Source organism: Sphingomonas sp. URJC2 (assembly GCF_059803575.1).
This window is the reverse complement of sequence record NZ_JAPFGX010000076.1, coordinates 1-2,405: the sequence shown is the minus strand read 5'-3', so window position 1 is coordinate 2,405 and position 2,405 is coordinate 1. Positions and strand designations below refer to the sequence as shown.

At 67.3% G+C, this 2,405-nt stretch carries 3 protein-coding genes; all 3 read right to left on the bottom strand.

Annotated features, from left to right (window positions below; genetic code table 11):
- Positions 1-13 precede the first annotated feature (13 nt).
- From tnpC to OPU66_RS14820, 3 genes are read right to left on the bottom strand one after another with little or no spacing between them, the layout of a single operon-like run.
- Entirely contained in the window at positions 14-1,537 is a 1,524-nt protein-coding gene (tnpC, locus tag OPU66_RS14830) for an IS66 family transposase (RefSeq protein ID WP_498554421.1), read from the bottom strand.
- A gap of 31 nt (positions 1,538-1,568) precedes the next feature.
- A complete protein-coding gene (gene tnpB / locus OPU66_RS14825) occupies positions 1,569-1,925 on the bottom strand; it encodes an IS66 family insertion sequence element accessory protein TnpB (RefSeq protein WP_169041454.1) in 357 nt (118 codons plus the stop codon).
- On the bottom strand, positions 1,925-2,347 hold the full coding sequence (locus OPU66_RS14820) for a transposase (RefSeq protein ID WP_498554420.1): 423 nt from the start codon (positions 2,345-2,347) through the stop codon (positions 1,925-1,927). The genes tnpB and OPU66_RS14820 overlap by 1 nt, the downstream gene beginning before the upstream one ends.
- Between the last annotated feature and the right edge of the window lie 58 nt (positions 2,348-2,405).

Genomic DNA, 2,405 nt, shown 5'->3' with positions numbered 1-2,405 from the left:
GTAAGCGGTGTGCTCAGGCCACGGCGGTCCACGGCATCAGCTCGCCGACCGCATTCGCGGGGTGACCGGCAGCAAGCTTGGTCAGCGTCTCGGTCAGCCAGGCATGGGGGTTGATGCCGGAGATCTTGCAGTTCTCGATCAGCGTGGCGATGACCGCCCAGTTGTCGCCGCCCTCGTCGGAGCCGGCAAACAGGGCATTCTTGCGATTGAGGGCCAGCGGCCGGATCGACCGCTCGACGGTGTTGGAATCCAGCTCGATGCGGCCGTCGTCGAGGAACAGCGACAGCCCGGCCCAGCGGGTCAGCGCGTAGCGGATGGCGTCGGCGAGCTTGCTCTTGGCGCTGACCTGACGGAGCCGCGCCTCGAGGTAGACGTGCAGGTCATCGACGATGACCCGGGCCTGTTCGGCGCGCATGGCGCGGCGCTCCTCGGCCGAGGTGCCGCGTATCTGATCCTCGATCGCGTAGAGCATGGCGATCCGGCGCAGCACCTCGGTGGCAACCGGCGAGCTGTCTGCCAGCTCGTAGAATTTACGCCGCACGTGCGCCCAGCAGAAAGCCAGGCTCACCTGCTGCCGGCGCTTGGCCAAGGCGGCATAGCCGCCAAAGCCATCGACCTGCAGAACGCCGACGAAGTCACCGAGATGGGCTTCGGCCCGCTCGCCCTTGCGGTCAGCGGCATAGACATAGGCCACCATCGGCGGATCTTCGCCGCCCCATGGTCGATCGTCCCGGGCATAGGCCCAGAGCTGGCCCGTCTTGGTCCGCCCGCGGCCGGGATCGAGCACCGGCGCCGTGGTCTCGTCGGCAAACAGCCGCTCGGATCGTCGCAATCGCTCGAGGATGTGATCGCGCAAGGGGCGCAGGTACCAGGCGGCCCGGCCGACCCAGTCCGCCAGGGTGGATCGGTCGAGCTGGATACCTTGCCGTGCGTAGATCTGGGCCTGACGGTATAGCGGCAGGTGATCGGCGTACTTGGCGACCAGGACCTGCGCGATCAGCGCCTCGGTGGGAATGCCGCCCTCGACGATCCGCGCCGGAGCCGGTGCCTGGACGATCGCGCCCTCGCACGAGCGGCAGCCATAGCGCGGGCGGCGAGTGACCAGCACGCGGAAGGTGGTCGGCACGACGTCGAGCCGCTCGACCACGTCCTCACCGATCTGGTGGAGCGCGCCGCCACAGCAGGGGCAGGCCTTATCCTCGACATCGACGACCTGTTCGGTCCGCTCCAGGTGGGCAGGCAGCGAGCCGCGGTTGACCTTGCGCGGGCGATCCGCAGACGCCTTGCATCCCTTGGCCACGGCATGCTGAGCCTCAGCCAGAGCTGTCTCGACCTCCTCCAGGGCAAGCTCGAACTGATCGGGATCGAGCTGCTCGGATCTGCGGCCGAACCGGTGCCGCTGCAGGGCCTCGATGATCGCCTTCAGGCGCTCGACCTCAGCCTGGAAAACCTTCAGCGCATCAAGCTCGCGGGCCTGCTCAAGGACAAGCGCGCGGAGCGCTTCGACGTCGCTGGGAAGGTCCGCTTCCATGAGCATGGCAGCAGTGAATCAGCAGGTGGAACCCCCGTCAACCGGCAATCTGCGGGGCGATCGGGCGGCGTCCGCCGTGCACCCGGCGCCAGTCCAGACCCTCGAGCAAGGCGCCCAACTGCGCCGCCGTCAGACGCATCACGCCGTCCCGGATCGCCGGCCACTTGAACCCGCCGGACTCCAGCCTCTTGGCCATCAGGCATAGCCCGGTGCCATCCCACCAGACGAGCTTGATCCGGTCGCTGCGCTTGGCCCGGAACACATAGATCACGCCGGAATAGGGATCGCCGCCGTACTCCGCGCCGACCAGCGCAGCCAGCGCATCGGGTCCCTTGCGGAAATCCACTGGGCGCGTGGCGACCATGACCTTCGCACCTGGACCGATCCCAATCATCAGCTGGCTCCCGCCTGCAGGGCTTGAATGATCGCCACGGCCAGATCGGTCCTGACGGCCTGTCCTATCCGGACCACGGCACCACTAACTTCGACCTCAATGCTATCGCCCGAGCTCGGCGGTGAGCCCCCCACGACCGGCACAAACATGGGCTCGTCGCGTGGCGGAAGCTTGGCGGCTTCCATCGCGTAACGCAGCTCCCTGCGCCACGTGTACAACAGCGCCGTGCTGATCTCCCGCTCGCGAGCAAAGGCCGCGACGTTATCGCAGCGCTCCATCTCGGCGACCAGCTCCAGCTTCTGCTCAACCGTCCAGACGCGGCGCCGACCTGACAGTCGGCCAAGGACCTCGACCCGCCCAGTAGGCTTCAGAGGCACTCCAATGTGGGTGTCCAATGCGGTCGTAACGCGGTGCTCGTCCATCCCCGCACTTCAACCACCGCCCCCGAGCCAAGCAAGGTGCCGTCAGAACACCGCTTAC